General features: G+C 51.7%; 20 protein-coding genes. 14 read left to right on the plus strand and 6 right to left on the minus strand.

Going from position 1 to position 18,691, the window contains the following annotated elements; all coding sequences use genetic code 11:
• Positions 1-8 precede the first annotated feature (8 nt).
• Both I6L54_RS14120 and add read left to right on the plus strand, forming a co-directional pair.
• Positions 9-1,181 carry a MalY/PatB family protein gene (locus I6L54_RS14120; protein WP_005121194.1) on the plus strand — a complete coding sequence of 391 codons (1,173 nt, stop codon included), beginning with the start codon at positions 9-11 and terminating at the stop codon, positions 1,179-1,181.
• Positions 1,182-1,281: 100 nt separating this feature from the next.
• Positions 1,282-2,283: an adenosine deaminase gene (gene add, locus I6L54_RS14125; RefSeq protein WP_040233851.1), complete on the plus strand. Its 1,002-nt coding sequence runs from the start codon at positions 1,282-1,284 to the stop codon at positions 2,281-2,283.
• Between the two features lie 90 nt (positions 2,284-2,373).
• On the opposite strand, the gene I6L54_RS14130 is transcribed toward add, so the two are convergent.
• Positions 2,374-3,414: an oxidoreductase gene (locus I6L54_RS14130; RefSeq protein WP_005121196.1), complete on the minus strand. Its 1,041-nt coding sequence runs from the start codon at positions 3,412-3,414 to the stop codon at positions 2,374-2,376.
• A gap of 241 nt (positions 3,415-3,655) precedes the next feature.
• Here I6L54_RS14130 and blr point away from each other — a divergent pair, with 241 nt between their 5' ends.
• From blr to gstA, 12 genes are all read left to right on the plus strand, one after another.
• The gene (gene blr / locus I6L54_RS14135) at positions 3,656-3,781 is read left to right on the plus strand and encodes a division septum protein Blr (protein ID WP_040233850.1); all 126 of its coding nucleotides are present in this window, start codon (positions 3,656-3,658) and stop codon (positions 3,779-3,781) included.
• 297 nt (positions 3,782-4,078) lie between these two features.
• A complete protein-coding gene (gene ydgT, locus I6L54_RS14140; protein ID WP_003832804.1) occupies positions 4,079-4,294 on the plus strand; it encodes a transcription modulator YdgT in 216 nt (71 codons plus the stop codon).
• 91 nt (positions 4,295-4,385) lie between these two features.
• Positions 4,386-4,826, plus strand: coding sequence for a DUF2569 domain-containing protein (locus I6L54_RS14145; protein WP_040233903.1), 441 nt, complete (start codon positions 4,386-4,388; stop codon positions 4,824-4,826).
• A 76-nt stretch (positions 4,827-4,902) separates the two neighbouring features.
• Complete coding sequence (rsxA, locus tag I6L54_RS14150; RefSeq protein ID WP_005121199.1) at positions 4,903-5,484, plus strand: electron transport complex subunit RsxA; 582 nt, start codon at positions 4,903-4,905, stop codon at positions 5,482-5,484.
• Positions 5,484-6,062, plus strand: coding sequence for an electron transport complex subunit RsxB (gene rsxB, locus I6L54_RS14155; protein WP_005121200.1), 579 nt, complete (start codon positions 5,484-5,486; stop codon positions 6,060-6,062). The genes rsxA and rsxB overlap by 1 nt, the downstream gene beginning before the upstream one ends.
• Positions 6,055-8,061 (plus strand): electron transport complex subunit RsxC, encoded by a 2,007-nt coding sequence (gene rsxC / locus I6L54_RS14160; protein WP_040233849.1) that lies wholly within the window; start codon positions 6,055-6,057, stop codon positions 8,059-8,061. Before rsxB ends, rsxC begins: the two co-directional genes overlap by 8 nt.
• An 18-nt stretch (positions 8,062-8,079) precedes the next feature.
• Positions 8,080-9,132, plus strand: a complete 1,053-nt coding sequence (gene rsxD, locus I6L54_RS14165) for an electron transport complex subunit RsxD (RefSeq protein ID WP_040233846.1) — start codon at positions 8,080-8,082, stop codon at positions 9,130-9,132.
• Positions 9,133-9,141: 9 nt separating this feature from the next.
• Positions 9,142-9,762, plus strand: a complete 621-nt coding sequence (rsxG, locus tag I6L54_RS14170) for an electron transport complex subunit RsxG (protein WP_005121203.1) — start codon at positions 9,142-9,144, stop codon at positions 9,760-9,762.
• A gap of 2 nt (positions 9,763-9,764) precedes the next feature.
• Complete coding sequence (locus tag I6L54_RS14175) at positions 9,765-10,460, plus strand: electron transport complex subunit E (protein WP_005121204.1); 696 nt, start codon at positions 9,765-9,767, stop codon at positions 10,458-10,460.
• Positions 10,457-11,092, plus strand: coding sequence for an endonuclease III (gene nth, locus I6L54_RS14180; protein WP_040233844.1), 636 nt, complete (start codon positions 10,457-10,459; stop codon positions 11,090-11,092). The genes I6L54_RS14175 and nth overlap by 4 nt, the downstream gene beginning before the upstream one ends.
• A 613-nt stretch (positions 11,093-11,705) precedes the next feature.
• Positions 11,706-13,211, plus strand: coding sequence for a dipeptide/tripeptide permease DtpA (gene dtpA / locus I6L54_RS14185; RefSeq protein WP_040233842.1), 1,506 nt, complete (start codon positions 11,706-11,708; stop codon positions 13,209-13,211).
• Between the two features lie 104 nt (positions 13,212-13,315).
• Positions 13,316-13,921 (plus strand): glutathione transferase GstA, encoded by a 606-nt coding sequence (gstA, locus tag I6L54_RS14190; RefSeq protein ID WP_005127170.1) that lies wholly within the window; start codon positions 13,316-13,318, stop codon positions 13,919-13,921.
• A gap of 83 nt (positions 13,922-14,004) precedes the next feature.
• On the opposite strand, the gene pdxY is transcribed toward gstA, so the two are convergent.
• The 5 genes from pdxY to anmK form a co-directional block, all read right to left on the minus strand.
• A complete protein-coding gene (gene pdxY / locus I6L54_RS14195; protein WP_005127171.1) occupies positions 14,005-14,865 on the minus strand; it encodes a pyridoxal kinase PdxY in 861 nt (286 codons plus the stop codon).
• A 64-nt stretch (positions 14,866-14,929) separates the two neighbouring features.
• On the minus strand, positions 14,930-16,204 hold the full coding sequence (tyrS, locus tag I6L54_RS14200) for a tyrosine--tRNA ligase (RefSeq protein WP_005127172.1): 1,275 nt from the start codon (positions 16,202-16,204) through the stop codon (positions 14,930-14,932).
• Between the two features lie 126 nt (positions 16,205-16,330).
• Entirely contained in the window at positions 16,331-16,987 is a 657-nt protein-coding gene (gene pdxH, locus I6L54_RS14205) for a pyridoxamine 5'-phosphate oxidase (protein ID WP_005127173.1), read from the minus strand.
• A 59-nt stretch (positions 16,988-17,046) separates the two neighbouring features.
• Positions 17,047-17,376: a C-type lysozyme inhibitor gene (gene mliC / locus I6L54_RS14210; RefSeq protein ID WP_005127174.1), complete on the minus strand. Its 330-nt coding sequence runs from the start codon at positions 17,374-17,376 to the stop codon at positions 17,047-17,049.
• Positions 17,377-17,463: 87 nt separating this feature from the next.
• Complete coding sequence (gene anmK / locus I6L54_RS14215) at positions 17,464-18,585, minus strand: anhydro-N-acetylmuramic acid kinase (RefSeq protein ID WP_005127175.1); 1,122 nt, start codon at positions 18,583-18,585, stop codon at positions 17,464-17,466.
• Positions 18,586-18,691: the final 106 nt, after the last annotated feature.

Raw genomic sequence — 18,691 nt, forward strand, 5'->3', positions numbered from 1 at the left:
ACAACAACATGTTTGATTTTTCAAAGGTTGTGAACAGGCAGGGAACATGGTGCACCCAGTGGGATTATGTCGCTGACCGTTTTGGCACTGCCGATCTGCTGCCGTTCACCATCTCTGATATGGATTTTGCTACGGCCCCTTGCATTCTGGAGGCGCTGACCCAGCGCCTGTCACACGGTGTATTAGGATACAGCCGCTGGAAAAATGACGAATTTCTGGCGGCCATTAGCCACTGGTTTCAAACTCGTCACAATACCCGGATCGATCCTCAATCGCTGGTATATGGCCCCTCCGTTATCTATATGGTCTCAGAACTCATCCGCCAGTGGTCGTCTGCGGGCGACGCGGTCGTTGTCCATACGCCAGCTTACGATGCATTCTACAAGGCCATCGAAGGCAACCAGCGCACAGTGCTTCCCGTCGGTCTGGAAAAGCGGAGCGACGGTTGGTATTGCGACATGGCAAAGCTGGAGGCCGCTCTGTCACGGCCAGAGAGTAAAATTCTTCTGCTGTGTAGCCCACAAAATCCAACGGGCAAAGTGTGGACGCACGAGGAACTGGAAACCATGGCTGACTTATGCCAGCGACATGGTGTCAACGTCATTTCCGATGAAATCCATATGGATATGGTATGGGGAGAACAGCCGCACATTCCGTGGAGTAACGTCGCGCGCGACAGCTGGGCGCTGCTCACATCCGGTTCCAAGAGTTTCAATATCCCGGCATTAACCGGCGCGTATGGGATCATCGAAGACGCCAATAGCCGCAACGATTATCTCCGTGCGCTAAAGGGACGCGACGGACTGTCGTCTCCTGCGGTGCTGGCACTCACCGCACATATTGCCGCCTATCAGCAAGGTGAGCGTTGGTTGGATGCCTTACGGGATTATCTTGCCGGCAATCTGCATTACGTTGCTGATGAACTTAATACTGCGTTCCCTGAACTTAACTGGCAGATCCCACAATCCACCTATCTGGCCTGGATAGACTTACGTCCGCTCAAGGTTGATGACCAGGCGTTACAAAATGCGCTTATCCATCAGCAAAAAGTGGCGATCATGCCGGGATCGACTTACGGAGAGGAAGGGTACGGTTTTGTGCGCCTGAATACCGGATGTCCCCGTTCAAAACTTGAGAAAGGCGTTCAGGGATTAATTAACGCCCTGCGCTCTCTGCGCTAACTAAAGTTGCGCAATGAAATTAATCATTGCGCAACATAGATTTTTATCCCGATTTATTCTTATAATACGGCGCACTTTACCTAAAAACATGAGTGCGACCATGATTGATACTTCCCTTCCTTTAACCGACGTCCATCGCCACCTTGATGGGAACATCCGTGCCCAAACGATCCTGGATCTTGGTCGTCAGTTTAATTTAACGCTTCCTGCTCAAACACTTGAAACGCTGATCCCTCACGTGCAGGTAACGTCAACTGAACCTGATTTGGTCAGTTTTTTGTCAAAGCTTGACTGGGGTGTCAAAGTGCTGGCATCGCTGGATGCCTGCCGTCGCGTCGCATTTGAGAATATTGAGGATGCCGCACGTAATGGTCTGCATTACGTTGAACTACGCTTTTCTCCAGGCTACATGGCTATGGCGCATCAACTCCCCGTTGCAGGTGTGGTTGAAGCCGTTATTGCAGGCGTACGCGAAGGCTGTAAGACTTTCGGCGTTGAAGCCCGTTTAATTGGAATCATGAGCCGTACTTTCGGCGAAGCTGCCTGTCTGCAGGAACTGGATGCACTGTTAGCGCACCGTGATCACATCACAGCACTGGATTTAGCCGGCGATGAACTCGGTTTCCCAGGCAGTTTGTTCCTGTCCCATTTCAACCGTGCACGCGACGCTGGCTGGCATATCACGGTTCATGCAGGTGAAGCGGCAGGTCCGGAAAGCATCTGGCAAGCGATCAGAGAACTGGGAGCAGAGCGTATTGGCCACGGCGTAAAAGCCGTCGAAGATCGCGCCCTGATGGATTTTCTCGCCGAGCAGCGTATCGGCATTGAATCCTGCCTGACATCGAATATTCAAACCAGTACCGTCGCCTCACTGACGACGCATCCGCTGAAAACGTTCCTTGAGCATGGTGTGCTGGCGAGTCTGAATACGGACGATCCGGCGGTTCAGGGCGTGGATATTATTCACGAGTACACCGTAGCCGCCCCGGCTGCAGGATTGACGCGTGAACAGATTCGCCAGGCGCAAATAAATGGACTGGAAATGGCGTTCCTGAGCAATGAAGAGAAACAAGCACTGCGTGAGAAAGTCGCCGCAGCGTAATGGCTTTATTGCCGGATGGCGCTAACGCTTATCTGGCCGACATTGCATTGTTGGCCAGATAAGATGCCTCGACATCCGGCATTGACATTATCAGGCAAGGCACAGCGTCGATCGGTGTTTCGCCGATTCAATGCCCAGCTCAATCAGTTCCATGATTTGAATGGCTTGTCTGGCTGGAACCGGGTTCTCGCCGTTACCATTCAGCGCATCACGGATACCCGCATAGTAAGCCGGATAATTGCCTGGAACGGTTAACCAGGTTTCTTCCACCTGCTCATCACCTTCAATGCGTGTCAGTACACCATCACGCATGTCATAACCCCAGTCTTCCTGCGGCAGGCGCTCACCATTTTTAAGACGTTCCTCTTGTGGGTCCAGACCATACTTCACATAGCTGCCACGCGATCCATGAACGATATAACGAGCAGACTCTGCGGCTGCCAGCATCGTTCCGTGCAGAATCACGCGACGCTGCGGATACGTCAGGATGGCATGGAAGTAATCTGTCGACTGCGCCCCCGGGCGGAGCTGCGCCAGATCGACTGTCAGGCTCACGGGCAAGCCAAACAGGTTAATTGCCTGATCTAAAAGATGCGGCCCTAAGTCATACCAGATACCACTCCCCGGGCCACCCTGTTCACGCCAGCGGTCACGGACCTGCGGGCGGAAGCGATCGAAATGAGATTCAAAATAAGCCACCTCACCCAACGCGCCATCAGCCAGCAAGGCTTTCAGCGTCAGAAAATCGCTGTCCCAGCGACGGTTATGGAAGACAGAAAGCAGGCGCCCTACGCTTCTGGCCAGCGCATCCAGTTCGCGTGCTTGTGACAGTGTCACAGTGAAAGGCTTATCAACAACCACATGCTTACCTGCTTCCAGCGCCGCTTTCGCCAGCGGGAAGTGTGTATCATTGGGTGTAGGGATCACAATCAGGTCGATACTCGGATCGTTAAACAGGTGTTTAGGCTCAGTAACAACCGCCACCGAAGGCCAGTCCGCCTTCACTTTTGTTTCATCACTACTGGACACCGCTACCAGTTCCAGACCCGGAGTGCCCACGATCAGGGGGGCATGGAAAGTTTTACTGGCATAACCGTAACCGATTAGCCCAACGCGGATGTTGTCACTCATGTTTTTGCCTCTCAATTCAGATCTGGCCTATTTCACACCATAGATAGTAGCGCCACAATAGTTTAATAACCTTTGCGCTACAAAGGTTGTTGCTTAACTTAAGTCAAACATATGCCACTTAGAGTTAACTTGCCGCGAAAAAGTCATCGAAATCGTTCCCAATGCTCTTGCTGTATTATTTATTGATAAGTAACATTTGCTACCTGTGTTTATGGATAAATCAAAGCAAATGTCGTCAGTAATGAATCGTCTTATTGAGTTAACAGGTTGGATTGTTCTCGTGGTCTCCGTGATCCTGTTGGGTGTTGCCAATCATATTGACAACTACCAACCACCGGAACCCGTCGCTGCAGTACAGAAAAAATAAATATACGCAGCCCGTTATAGCCTGGCAGTTAACTCCGCGATAGTTGCTGGGTAGGGCTGTAAAAGATCAATTTTTGTCAAAAAAAAGCGAATTATGCCGCATCCCGCTCCAGCGCGTATTGCCTGCGATCGTGAAGCGCGTTACCCTTTCCGCAGGCGAGAATAGCGCCAGGTTTCCCACAGGGTTGAAAACTCTTCTTACATTTGCGCGCAAATTCGCGTTTACCTGTACAACGTTGGTTGTTTTTTAATATTTACTACTCCGTTAGTATTATTTTATTAATATGGATTGCCTTTTATGACTGTTCAGGATTACTTATTAAAATTCCGCAAAATCAGTTCGCTAGAAAGTCTGGAAAAATTGTTCGATCATCTTAACTACACACTTACTGACGATAGCGACATTATCAATATGTATCGCGCTGCAGACCACCGCCGTGCTGAGCTCATTTCGGGAGGCCGCCTGTTCGATGTCGGTCAGGTGCCCAAGTCCGTCTGGCATTACGTGCAATAAACAAGAAAGTAGCGCCTGGCGTTAAAAGCTTTATAATAATTGCCCCAAAATGAACGGCATGTCTGTTCGCGCGCGTAAACCTGGAGATGAAATGACTACAACACCGGCACAACGTATCGGAGGCTGGCTACTCGGGCCATTGGCCTGGCTGTTAGTCGCGTTGTTAAGTGCTTCGCTGGCGTTACTGCTGTATGTCACTGCGTTGGCCACACCGCAGACATTCCACACGCTGAGCGAGCAAAGTACGACGAATTTGCTGCTATGGGGCGTCTCCTTTATTACCGCTATCGCCATGTGGTACTACACGCTGTGGCTGACCATCGCGTTTTTCAAACGCAGAGCCTGTGTGCCAAAACACTATATTATATGGCTGCTGATCTCGGTGTTACTGGCAATTAAAGCGTTTGCATTCTCACCTGTTCCGGATGCGTTTGCCGTGCGTCAGCTGCTGTTCCCTTTGTTGGCGGCTGCGCTGCTGGTACCCTATTTCAAACGCTCGCAACGCGTTAAGACGACGTTTGTGAATCCGTAATAACCCTACAGTTAACCTGTTGTCGCCTGTTGTAGATTGTCAGATAATAGGCGGCTTTTTTATTTCAGGCCGAAAAATGACTGATTACCTGCTGCTGTTTGTCGGAACTGTACTGGTCAATAACTTTGTACTGGTCAAGTTTCTGGGCTTATGCCCCTTTATGGGCGTTTCCAAAAAACTGGAAACCGCAATGGGTATGGGCCTCGCCACGACCTTTGTAATGACGCTGGCATCCATTTGCGCATGGCTGATTGACACCTGGATCCTCATCCCGCTCGATCTCATCTATCTGCGCACGCTGGCCTTCATTCTGGTCATCGCCGTGGTGGTGCAATTTACCGAGATGGTTGTACGCAAAACCAGCCCTGCGCTGTATCGCCTGCTGGGGATCTTCTTACCGCTGATCACCACTAACTGTGCGGTATTAGGTGTAGCGTTGCTGAACATCAACCTCGGGCATAATTTTTTACAGTCGGCGCTGTACGGTTTTTCTGCCGCCGTCGGCTTCTCACTGGTGATGGTTCTGTTCGCCGCAATTCGCGAACGCCTCGCCGTGGCAGACGTTCCTGCCCCGTTCCGCGGTAATGCAATTGCGCTGATTACCGCTGGTTTAATGTCTTTGGCCTTTATGGGCTTTAGTGGTTTGGTGAAGTTGTAATGAATGCTATCTGGATTGCCGTTGCCGCAGTGAGTCTGCTGGGTCTGGCATTCGGCGCTATTTTGGGTTATGCCTCTCGTCGATTTGCCGTCGAGGATGATCCAGTCGTGGAGAAAATTGATGAAATTCTCCCGCAAAGCCAGTGTGGGCAGTGCGGTTATCCGGGCTGCCGTCCTTATGCTGAAGCTATTGGCTGTCAGGGCGAAAAAATCAACCGATGCGCCCCTGGTGGCGAAGCGGTGATGCTAAAAATTGCGACCCTGTTGAACGTCGATCCGCAACCTATTGATGGTGATGAGCAGGACGCTACCCCCGTTCGTATGCTGGCGGTGATTGATGAAAATAACTGTATCGGCTGCACAAAATGCATTCAGGCCTGCCCGGTCGATGCCATCGTGGGCGCTACGCGTGCCATGCACACGGTGATGAGCGATCTGTGCACCGGATGCAATTTGTGCGTTGATCCGTGCCCGACCCAATGTATCGAATTACGCCCGGTAGCCGAGACACCTGACAGCTGGAAGTGGGATTTAAACACTATTCCTGTGCGCATCATTCCTGTGGAACAACATGCTTAAGTTATTCTCCGCATTCAGAAAAAATAAAATCTGGGACTTTGATGGCGGCATTCACCCACCTGAAATGAAAACCCAGTCTAACGGGACACCGCTGCGGCAGGTTCCGCTGGCTCCGCGCTTTATTATTCCGTTGAAGCAGCATATTGGCGCTGAAGGTGAACTGTGTGTCAATGTGGGCGACACCGTGCTGCGTGGTCAGGCGCTAACCCGTGGGCGCGGCAGAATGTTGCCCGTACACGCCCCGACCTCCGGCACCGTTGTTGCCATTGCCCCGCACTCTACCGCGCATCCTTCGGCTTTAGCTGAACTTAGCGTCATCATTGATGCGGACGGCGAAGATCGCTGGATTGAGCGTGACGGCTGGGCAAATTATCGTGCCCGCAGCCGCGAGGAGCTCATAGCCCGTATTCACCAATTCGGTGTTGCCGGACTCGGCGGCGCAGGTTTTCCAACTGGCGTCAAATTGCAGGGTGGCGGTGATAAAATTGAAACACTGATCATCAACGCCGCTGAATGTGAACCCTACATCACCGCCGATGACCGCTTAATGCAAGATTGCGCGGCGCAGGTCGTCGAAGGTATCCGCATACTTGCACATATTCTTCAACCGCGCGAAGTCCTGCTGGGTATTGAAGATAACAAACCGCAGGCTATCTCCATGCTGCGCGCAGTGTTGGCTGATTCTCACGATATCAGCTTACGAGTCATCCCCACGAAATACCCGTCAGGCGGCGCCAAACAACTTACGCAAATCCTGACCGGCAAGCAGGTTCCTCACGGTGGACGTTCCTCCGATATCGGGGTGCTGATGCAAAACGTGGGGACTGCCTATGCTGTCAAGCGGGCCGTTATTGATGGCGAGCCAATCACCGAGCGTGTGGTCACGTTAACGGGCGAAGCAGTCAGCCGCCCGGGCAACGTTTGGGCGCGATTGGGTACACCTGTTCGTCACCTGCTCAACGATGCAGGTTTCTGTCCTGCTACTGACCAGATGGTGATCATGGGCGGTCCGCTGATGGGCTTTACCCTGCCCTGGCTGGATGTCCCTATTGTGAAGATCAGCAACTGCCTGCTTGCGCCCTCTGCCAGTGAAATGGGGGAACCGCAGGAAGAAAAAGGCTGTATTCGCTGTAGCGCCTGTGCCGATGCCTGCCCTGCCGATCTTCTGCCGCAACAACTTTACTGGTTCAGTAAAGGCCAACAGCATGATAAAGCGACAACCCACAACATTGCTGACTGCATTGAATGCGGCGCATGTGCATGGGTATGCCCAAGCAATATTCCTCTGGTGCAGTACTTCCGCCAGGAAAAGGCTGAGATTTATGCCATCAGTCAGGAAGAAAAACGCGCTGCAGAAGCAAAAGCCCGTTTTGAGGCCCGACAAGCCCGACTGGAGCGTGAAAAAGCGGCACGTCTTGAACGGCATAAAAGCGCAGTTGTACAGCCTGCAGCGAAAGATCATGATGCCATCGCCGCCGCGCTGGCTCGCGTGAAAGAGAAACAGGCCCAGGCTATGCAGCCGGTTGTAATCCAGGCGGGTGAACAACCTGACAACAGCGCAGTGATTGCCGCACGTGAAGCGCGAAAAGCGCAGGCTCGCGCCGCACGCAGTGAAAATTCGTCAAAAGATGAAGGCAGCAGCGCGGGTACGGATCCACGCAAAGCCGCCGTCGAAGCCGCTATTGCCCGCGCCAAAGCCCGCAAGCTTGAACAACAAGCCGCCACAGAACCCGCCGAGCCGATTGACCCACGCAAAGTCGCCGTCGAAGCCGCTATTGCCCGCGCCAAAGCCCGCAAGCTTGAGCAGCAACCAGCGACGGAAACAGCCGAGCCGGTTGACTCGCGCAAAGTCGCCGTCGAAGCCGCTATTGCCCGCGCCAAAGCCCGCAAGCTTGAGCAACAAGCCACCACGGAATCTGTCGAACCGGTTGATCCGCGCAAAGCTGCCGTTGCGGCCGCTATTGCACGCGCTCAGGCCAAGAAAGCCGCACAGCAGTAGGTTGTAAACGAGGAATAAATGGTATTCAGAATAGCTAGCTCCCCTTATACCCATAACCAGCGCCAAACATCGCGTATCATGATGCTGGTTCTGATTGCTGCATTGCCAGGGATTGCCGCTCAATGGTGGTTCTTCGGCTGGGGTACATTGTTCCAGATAGCGCTGGCATCGGTCAGCGCCATCGCCGCCGAAGCGGGCGTGCTTAAACTACGTAAACAGCCCGTTGCCGCGATCCTGAAAGACAACTCCGCCCTGCTTACAGGGTTGCTGCTTGCCGTCAGTATTCCCCCCCTGGCTCCGTGGTGGATGGTGATCCTGGGTACCGTCTTCGCCGTTATCATTGCCAAGCAGCTGTATGGCGGTCTTGGTCAGAATCCATTTAATCCGGCAATGATTGGTTATGTTGTTCTGTTGATCTCATTCCCGGTGCAGATGACAAGCTGGCTGCCACCGCATGAAATTGCCGCTACGGTGCCCGGATTTTTTGATGCTTTAAACGTTATCTTTACCGGACATACCGCTGGCGGCGGTGATATGAACACGCTCCGTATAGGGATCGACGGCATCAGTCAGGCTACTCCGCTGGACACCTTTAAGACCTCCCTGCACGCGGGACATACTGTTGAACAGGTGATGCAGTATCCGATTTACAGCGGCATGCTCGCGGGCGCAGGTTGGCAGTGGGTTAACCTTGCCTGGCTGGCGGGCGGCATCGTGTTGTTATGGCAAAAAGCGATTCGTTGGCACATCCCGGTTAGTTTTCTGCTGTCGCTTGCCGTTTGTTCAACGTTAGGCTGGTTTTTCTCTCCAGCGTCGCTGGCATCACCGCAGCTGCATCTGCTTTCCGGTGCCACCATGCTGGGTGCATTCTTTATTCTTACCGACCCCGTTACGGCCTCGACAACCAACCGTGGTCGCCTGATTTTTGGCGCACTTGCGGGTCTGTTGGTCTGGCTGATTCGTAGTTTTGGTGGATATCCTGATGGCGTGGCCTTTGCCGTGTTACTGGCGAATATCACCGTTCCACTGATTGATTATTACACCCGTCCTCGTGTGTACGGACATCGCTAAGGACAACGTATGCTGAAAACGATTCGTAAACACGGTATCACTCTGGCACTGTTTGCCGCGGGCTCTACAGGGTTAACGGCGGCGATTAATCAGTTAACCAAGTCTACCATTGATGAACAAGCGGCCCTGCAGCAAAAGGCGTTGTTTGATCAGGTACTGCCTGGCGATCGCTACAATAACAATCTGCCAGAAAGTTGCTATCTGGTGAATGCTCAGGCATTAGGTAAAGGTACACATCGTGTCTATATTGCTCGCCAGGACGACCGTCCGGTTGCGGCAATCCTGGAGGCCACGGCCCCCGATGGTTATTCCGGGGCGATTCAACTGCTGGTCGGTGTCGATTTTACCGGTACTGTGCTGGGTACGCGGGTGACGGAACATCACGAAACACCAGGACTCGGTGATAAAATTGAGTTACGTCTGTCTGACTGGATCACCCATTTTAGCGGCAAAACAATTAATGCAGAGAATGACCCTCACTGGGCGGTGAAAAAAGATGGCGGCGATTTTGATCAGTTCACCGGCGCGACCATTACTCCCCGGGCAGTGGTTAATGCAGTGAAACGTGCAGGCCTGTTTGCGCAGACGCTGCCTGCGCAACTTCCTCAACTTAGCGCCTGTGGAGAATAACCATGAGCGAAATTAAAGACGTTATTGTTCAGGGGCTTTGGAAAAATAACTCCGCGCTTGTGCAGTTACTCGGGATGTGTCCGCTGTTGGCCGTTACCTCTACCGCCACTAACGCGCTGGGGCTGGGACTCGCGACGACGCTCGTCCTGACGTTGACCAACCTGACGATTTCAGCGCTGCGCCGCTGGACACCGCCCGAAATCCGTATTCCCATTTATGTCATGATCATCGCCTCCGTGGTGAGTGCGGTGCAGATGCTGATCAATGCCTACGCCTTTGGCCTGTATCAATCACTGGGTATCTTTATCCCCTTGATTGTGACCAACTGCATTGTCGTGGGCCGTGCTGAGGCCTTCGCCGCCAAAAAAGGCCCTGCATTATCTGCACTCGATGGTTTTTCCATCGGCATGGGGGCGACCGGCGCCATGTTTGTTCTCGGATCGCTGCGTGAAATAATTGGTAACGGTACACTATTTGATGGCGCAGACGGTTTGTTGGGTAGCTGGGCCAAAGTATTGCGTGTTGAGATTTTCCATACTGATACGCCGTTTCTGCTGGCCATGCTGCCACCAGGCGCGTTTATTGGTCTGGGCTTAATGCTGGCTGTTAAGTATCTGATTGATGAGAAAATGAAGAAACGCCGTGCCGAGGCGGCTGTCGCGGACAGTCCGGCTGGTGAAACAGGGAATGTGTCATGAATAAAGCAAAACGGCTGGAAATCCTCATTCGCCTGCGTGATAACAATCCGCATCCGACAACCGAGCTTAATTTTACATCGCCTTTCGAACTGCTGATTTCTGTCTTGCTTTCCGCTCAGGCCACCGATGTCAGCGTCAATAAAGCAACGGCTAAGCTTTACCCCGTCGCTAATACGCCCGCCGCGATGCTGGAACTCGGCGTCGAAGGTGTTAAGTCATACATCAAGACAATCGGTTTGTTTAACAGCAAAGCGGAGAACGTGATTAAAACCTGCCGCATTTTACTGGAACAGCACAATGGCGAAGTTCCGGAAGACAGGACTGCATTAGAAGCCCTGCCCGGCGTTGGGCGCAAGACGGCGAATGTGGTGTTGAATACTGCCTTTGGCTGGCCGACCATTGCTGTAGATACCCATATTTTCCGGGTATGTAATCGTACACAATTTGCCCCAGGTAAAAACGTCGAGCAGGTAGAAGAAAAGCTACTGAAAGTCGTCCCCAGTGAATTTAAAGTCGATTGCCATCACTGGTTGATTCTTCATGGCCGCTACACCTGCATAGCCAGAAAGCCACGTTGTGGTTCCTGTATCATCGAAGATCTCTGCGAATTCAAAGAGAAAGTTGATATCTGATGCTGCCGGGGCATCCTCTTTGCCCCTCGCATACATAGCGATTAGTTATGCACTCCCTCGCGATAGTTTTCCCGACAATGATGCCATCCAATTACCCATCTCTAATGTAATATTCTTGTGAATTAGCACCTGAGCAGGTTAATCGTTTTTTTAGTAATAGAAATTTCTATCTATACGTGATCAAGATCACCCAGCCAACACAATGTTAAAAAATATTCATTTTTTAGTTAATATGACAATCATATGACCTAATTGAGCAGTTTCTAAACAAAACATTACACTAGCTATTTTTCAGATAATGGCCTATATCACTGGATTCAACCGCAAATAGCAGAACATATCGCCACATTGCAGTTTTTACCGTAATTAAACAGTGTAAAAACCTGCCATTTTCTAAATGAAGAAATTTAACGCTGGATAACATTTCTATGCCCCGACGATTTCACCAGTCATGATATATGTAACAGATTATTACAAACCACTTGTCTGAATGGTCAAGATAGTGAACATTACTTGCCGTTTCCCCTCCCACTATAACAATCGGACGGATGAACTTGACTCATCACGTACCTGAACACCCCCGTTGATATGGGATGTAAAAAAAGAGGTAAAAGTGTCTACTGCAAACAATAAACCAACAGAAAGCGTCAGTTTAAACGCCTTCAAACAACCAAAAGCGTTCTATCTCATTTTCTCAATTGAGCTGTGGGAACGTTTTGGTTATTACGGCCTGCAAGGGATTATGGCCGTCTACCTGGTTAAACAACTGGGCATGTCAGAAGCGGATTCCATCACCCTTTTCTCCTCCTTTAGCGCCCTGGTATATGGTCTGGTTGCGATTGGCGGCTGGTTAGGTGATAAAGTTCTGGGTACAAAACGCGTCATTATGCTGGGTGCCGTTGTCCTGGCCATTGGTTATGCGCTGGTTGCATGGTCTGGTCACGATGCGGGTATCGTTTATATGGGCATGGCGGCCATCGCGGTCGGTAACGGTCTGTTTAAAGCAAACCCATCATCTCTGCTCTCTACCTGCTATGCCAAAGATGACCCGCGTCTTGATGGTGCATTTACCATGTACTATATGTCCGTCAACATCGGTTCATTCTTCTCGATGCTGGCAACGCCGTGGCTGGCTGCGCGTTACGGCTGGAGCACCGCGTTCGCACTGAGCGTCGTGGGTATGCTAATTACCGTTGTTAACTTCGCATTCTGCCAGCGCTGGGTTAAACAGTACGGTTCCAAGCCTGACTTTGAACCCATCAACTTCCGCAACCTGCTGCTGACCATTGCAGGTGTTGTGGTGCTTATCGCGATTGCAACATGGCTGCTGCACAACCAGGGCATTGCCCGTATGGTTCTGGGTGTTATCGCCATGGGTATCGTGGTTATCTTTGCGAAAGAAGCGTTCTCTATGCAGGGTGCTGCACGTCGTAAAATGATCGTCGCCTTCATTCTGATGCTGGAAGCCATTATCTTCTTCGTGCTGTACAGCCAGATGCCGACGTCTCTGAACTTCTTTGCGATTCGTAACGTTGAACACTCTATTCTGGGTATTGCTTTCGAACCGGAACAGTATCAGGCACTGAACCCGTTCTGGATCATCATCGGTAGCCCAATTCTTGCTGCTATCTATAACAAGATGGGCGACACTCTGCCGATGCCGACCAAGTTTGCAATTGGTATGGTGCTGTGCTCAGGCGCATTCCTGATCCTGCCGCTGGGTGCCAAATTCGCGACCGATGCTGGCATCGTTTCCGTTAACTGGCTGATCATCTGCTACGGTCTGCAAAGTATCGGTGAGCTGATGATTTCTGGTCTGGGTCTGGCGATGGTGGCACAGTTGGTTCCACAACGTTTGATGGGCTTTATTATGGGTAGCTGGTTCCTGACCACTGCCGGTGCCAACATCATCGGTGGTTACGTGGCTAACATGATGGCGGTTCCGGAGAATGTGACCGATCCGTTGATGTCCCTCGAAGTCTACGGTCGCGTGTTCCTGCAGATTGGTGTTGCAACGGCGGTTATCGCTGTTCTGATGCTGCTGACGGCGCCAAAACTGAATCGTATGACTCAGGACGATGACGTCAGTGAGAAAGCCGCTAAGGCCGCAACAGCGTAATTCTCAGGGAAACTTAATTTCAGGCCGCTAACTGTTGTTAGCGGCTTTTTTTTTGCTCCAGGTAGCACTACCATACGGTATACCTCAGCCAAAAGGAGTTACCGATGAAACTGTTCTACAAACCGGGCGCTTGTTCTCTTGCTTCCCACATCACACTTCGTGAGAGCGGTAAAGATTTCACGCTGGATGGTGTTGATCTGATGAAGAAACGTCTGGAAAACGGCGACGATTTTTTCGCGGTAAACCCGAAAGGACAAGTTCCCGCCCTGTTGCTGGATGACGGTACACTACTGACCGAAGGCGTCGCCATCATGCAATATCTGGCAGACACCGTTCCAGACCGTCATCTCCTGGCCCCTACCAGCAGTCTCTCCCGCTACAAAACTATCGAATGGCTTAACTATATCGCTACAGAGCTACATAAAGGTTTTACCCCACTGTTCCGCCCGGATACGCCAGAGGAGTACAAACCAACCGTACGTGCATTACTTGAGAAAAAAATGCAGTATGTGAACGAATCGCTGAAAGACAACCCGTGGATTTGCGGCGCACGCTTCAGCATTGCTGATGCCTATCTGTTTACCGTGCTGCGTTGGGCGTATGCGGTTAAGTTGAATATGGCAGGATTAAGCCATATCGAAGCGTATATGGCGCGCATGGCTGAGCGTCCGGCAGTTTCCGCAGCGCTTAAAGCGGAAGGATTAAATTAATTGTTGTTGCCGGGTAGCGCTTGCGCTTACCCGGCCTACAGTCAACCCCAGGCCCGATAAGCGTGAGCGCCATTGCATATTGATTACAGCTGAGTGGCGCTAAAGTAGTGTTCAGGCCTGGCGATACGATCCTGTGCGGCAACCACCTGCAGCTCATACTCCTGCATCTCTTTGGTGGCGATCATAATTTCGTACACCGCCGCAGTCACATGCTCCAGCGCCTGCTGCAATGAAGCTCCCTGCAACAGTTTAACCAACAGCAAGCCACTGGTGACGTCACCAACGCCAACCGGTTGGCGTGTGCCAAAATCAACAAGCGGACGACTGATATGCCACGCCTGATCAGCGGTGACCAACAGCATCTCAAAGCGATCTGCGCTCATGCCTGCACGGGCAAGATGCTTAACCAGCACAATTTCCGGCCCCTGAGCAATCAGTTCACGGGCAGCCATCACCGCCTCATCAACATTGTTAACCGCATGCTCGCACAGAATTTCGAGTTCAATCAGATTTGGCGCGATAATGTCGCTGGCCGGAAGTGCGTGACGAACATGAAATTCCGCAACGCCAGGCGCCACGATGCACCCTTTTTCAGGATGACCCATCACTGGATCGCAAAAGAATTTCGCCTGAGGATTTGCCGCTTTCACTTTGCGCACAATTCCCAGAATATGCTCACCCTGCTCAGCGGATCCCAGATAACCACTCAGCACCGCATCGCAGGTCTGCAGTTTATCGATATCAGCAATGCCCTGAACAATTTCAGTCAGGTGACTGGGCGGCATAACACAGCCGGTCCATTTACCGTACTGCGTGTGGTTAGAAAACTGAACTGTGTTGAGCGGCCAGACATTCGCGCCAAGACGACGCATCGGAAATTCGGCAGCACTGTTGCCGGCATGGCCAAAAACAACGTGGGACTGGATGGCGAGGACATTCTTCATTTTACTTACCACAACCCTAAAAAAATAAAGGGGCGTAGTTTCCCACGCCCCTGCTGACTTTTACTTATTTCCAGCAAATCAGACAGTAGTTCTTTTTGCCACGGCGCAGTAAGGTGTAGCGGTCGAACAAAATATCACTGTCCTGGAAGAAATATTCCGGGTCAGATTGTTTCTCACCATTAATGGTGACCGCATTCGACGCAATGGTCTTACGCGCCTGACCGCGAGAAGGCTGCAGTTCAGAATCCACCAGTGCCTGCATCAGGTCAGCACCCTTGTCCATTTCGATCATCGGTACACCATCCTGCGCCAGCTGTTCGAAGTCCGCTTCGCTCAGGTCGCTCAGGTTGCCATTGAACAGGCTTTCGGTAATGCGTTTCGCCGCCACTAAACCTTCTTCGCCGTGAACCAGACGCGTTACCTGCTCAGCCAGAACATACTGGGCACGCGGCGCTTTACCGCTGTTCTTATCTTCTTCTTCCAGCGCATTGATCTCTTCAATGTCCATAAAGGTGAAGAATTTCAGGAAGCGATATACGTCCGCATCAGCCGTGTTGATCCAGAACTGGTAGAACTTGTATGGGCTGGTTTTCTTCGGATCCAGCCAAACTGCGCCACCTTCCGTTTTACCGAATTTGGTACCGTCAGCTTTAGTGATCAGCGGAACCGTCAGGCCAAATACCTGATTCTGATGCAGACGGCGGGTCAGATCGATACCAGAGGTAATGTTACCCCACTGGTCAGAACCGCCAATTTGCAATGCCACGCCATGCAGTTTATTCAGGCAGGCAAAATCATAACCTTGCAGCAGGTTATAAGAAAACTCGGTAAAGGAGATCCCCTGATCGTCACGGTTCAGACGCTGCTTCACCGCTTCTTTGTTGATCATCTGGTTTACGGAGAAATGTTTGCCGATATCACGCAGGAAAGTCAGTACATTCATACCGCCAAACCAGTCGTAGTTGTTCGCAGCAATCGCCGAGTTGTCGCCACAGTCGAAATCGAGGAACGGTGCCACCTGTTTGCGGATTTTATCCACCCACTCCTGCACGGTATCTTCAGTATTCAGTTTACGCTCGGCGGCTTTAAAGCTCGGATCGCCAATCAGACCCGTTGCACCGCCTACCAACGCAACAGGCTTATGGCCTGCCTGCTGGAAGCGTTTCAGGCATAACAATGGAACCAGATGCCCCAAATGCAAGCTGTCAGCGGTAGGATCGAAGCCGCAATAGAGCGCGATCGGGCCTTGCGCCAGTCGCTCTGCTAACGCTTCCTCGTCCGTCACCTGGGCCACCAGCCCCCGCTCTTGCAATTGTTTAATCAAGTTACTGCTTGCCATCAAAATCTCCATGTATAAAACGACTGCACCTTTGCCGGTACACGACTTTTCGCCTGATGCGAAAGAGACATAGAATAAAGCGCCGGATTCATCAGCACCAGCGCTTAAAACAAGAATTTTGCATCTTTAGGGGGCCAGACGGTCAATTTTCCACGCGTCATCTTCACGTTGGTATAAAAAACGGTCGTGCAAACGGTTTTCGCCACCCTGCCAGAACTCCATTTGTTCAATGCTTACGCGAAAGCCGCCCCAGAAACTCGGCAACGGAACTTCCCCTTGCTGAAACTTCTGCTTCAGCTCAAGAAATTTACTTTCCAGAATTCCGCGTGCGGAGATCCGACTGGACTGCTTAGAAACCCAGGCGCCAATCTGGCTATCGCGCGGGCGACTGTGGAAATATTTTACCACCTCAAGCGTGGACAAGCGTTCGGCCTTGCCGATGACCATCACCTGCCGTTCCAGCGTATGCCAGGGGAATAACAGGCTGATGCGCGGATTGTTCTCGATCTGGTGCGCCTTACGGCTGCCCATGTTGGTATAAAACACCAGCCCTTTGTCATCATAATGTTTGAGCAACACGATTCGCTGGTACGGCTGACCGTTTTCATCGACTGTTGCGACGACCATAGCGGTAGGGTCTGCCAGTTTGGCATCACAGGCTTGCCCCAGCCAGCGCTCAAACAGCGCGAGGGGTTCGGCGGGAAGATCGCGGCGGCGAAGACCGCCTTTCGTGTATTCACGGCGCAGATGCGCGATTTGCTGCAATTCGTCGTTATCAGACATGATGTTGGGCTACGGATTGTCAGTGGGTGACGCTATTGTGCGCCGCCCAGGTGAAAATCTCAACGCTTCGGGTTCTGTAACTGACAGTTATTCAGCACAATTCTGTCTCGTTTATAGACCGTCGCGCTGTCTCCTTTAGACCAGAAGACGTAGATACCATCTGTGTAGCGTGCACCCGATGCCGACACGCCCTGTTTGAGATTCAATAGTTGATTATCATAAACAAAGCTCGCCACCTGTCGGGTATTATTCAATTTTACGGTAAGCGGTTTTTCATCACAGCGATATTCGAGCGTATCCGTTTGCATACGCTCGACAAATTGGTTGTACACACTACAACCGGTAAGCAATACGGGCAGACACACTAATAACAGTTTTTTCATAGCCATATCCTGAAGACTTTCCTGGTCCCGGAGGGCAAAAACACCCTCCCTAACATCCCTAGTTTATCGGTATAGCGCCTGAAATAATTTCAGTTAACTCTGAGTTCGTGGATTGGCGGGGAAAATAGCCCCTAAAACGCTGGGCTCAGACGCGCCAGTCACAGAAGGCAGGTTGCCCGGCAGTCCCGCGAGTGTACGCCACGCCAGCCAGGCAAAGGCTAACGCTTCCATATCATCACCACTGATCCCGGCTTCATCGGTGGAGGTCACTTCCGTACCCGGCAGCAGCGCCGCCAGACGCATCATAAGAAGTGGATTGCGACTACCGCCGCCACATACCATCAACCGTTCACACCCACCGCTCAACTGGACCTGCTCGGAAATCGTCACGGCCGTCAGTTCAGCCAACGTCGCCTGTACGTCTCGTGGGCTAATTCCCGGAAACTGCGCCAGATGGCGTTCAATCCAGCCATAATTGAAATATTCGCGCCCCGTACTCTTTGGCGCTGGTGCAGAAAAATACGGATCGTTAAGCATCGTTTGCAACAGCGGCAGAATCACTGTACCCGAGCAGGCCCACTGCGCATCTTTATCATAAGGTTGGCCACATTGCCGCCAAATCCACGCATCCATCAGCATATTGCCCGGACCGGTGTCGTACCCCCGAACCGGTTGTTTTGGAATGAGCAGAGACAGATTGGCAATACCACCAATATTTAACACCATCCGGCGTTCCGTTGGATGCGCCAGCAACGCCTGGTGAAAAGCAGGAACCAGCGGTGCCCCCTGTCCACCCAACGCGATATCGCGCCGACGAAAATCGCCGACCACCGTTACCCCGGTACGCGCTACAATCTGGTTGTTATCACCAATTTGTAGCGTATGTGGCGCAACTCCTGTCGGTTCATGCCACACGGTTTGCCCATGACAGCCGATCGCGACAATATCCTGCGGTTTTAATTTTTCCTGCTGCAGCAACGCGTTCACCGCATCAGCGAACAAACGCCCCAACTGCGTGTCCAGTTGACCGTATTGGGAAAGCGTCAGTTGCTGCCCCTGACAAATATCCAGAATGGCCTGTTTTACATGAACGGGGATGGGCCATGTCAGACTTGCCTGCTGCGCAACCATCGTTTCATCTATCGCCGCCAGCACAACATCCACACCATCAAGACTGGTTCCAGACATCACTCCGATAAAACGGCCCGATTTCATACGTCATCCTTTTTAGCAAATTAGCCTTGACACTCCACCATAAAGTGTCGACTAATTCCATGCTTCCTTGATGATTTTTGCAGGTTAATCTTTCCAGTAACCGCTA

This window comes from Citrobacter pasteurii, assembly GCF_019047765.1.
GTDB classification, from domain to species: domain Bacteria; phylum Pseudomonadota; class Gammaproteobacteria; order Enterobacterales; family Enterobacteriaceae; genus Citrobacter; species Citrobacter pasteurii.